Origin of the sequence: Pseudomonas frederiksbergensis (genome assembly GCF_017114915.1) — a bacterium.
Lineage (GTDB): Bacteria > Pseudomonadota > Gammaproteobacteria > Pseudomonadales > Pseudomonadaceae > Aquipseudomonas > Aquipseudomonas frederiksbergensis_I.
This window is the reverse complement of sequence record NZ_JAAUOE010000113.1, coordinates 1-203: the sequence shown is the minus strand read 5'-3', so window position 1 is coordinate 203 and position 203 is coordinate 1. Positions and strand designations below refer to the sequence as shown.

The following is a 203-nucleotide window of genomic DNA, read 5'->3' as shown; positions in this document are numbered from 1 at the left end:
GCTGGAATTCGCGGTTAAATCGTTGCGCAAACTATTAACTGGCGAACTACTTACTCTAGCTTCCCGGCAACAATTAATAGACTGGATGGAGGCGGATAAAGTTGCAGGACCACTTCTGCGCTCGGCCCTTCCGGCTGGCTGGTTTATTGCTGATAAATCTGGAGCCGGTGAGCGTGGGTCTCGCGGTATCATTGCAGCACTGG

Annotated in this window: 1 protein-coding gene; it reads left to right on the top strand. The window is 52.2% G+C overall.

Annotation, left to right across the window (positions count from 1 at the left end):
* The coding region (locus HCU66_RS26965; protein WP_205891388.1) for a serine hydrolase at positions 1 to 203 on the top strand (203 nt) is incomplete at both ends.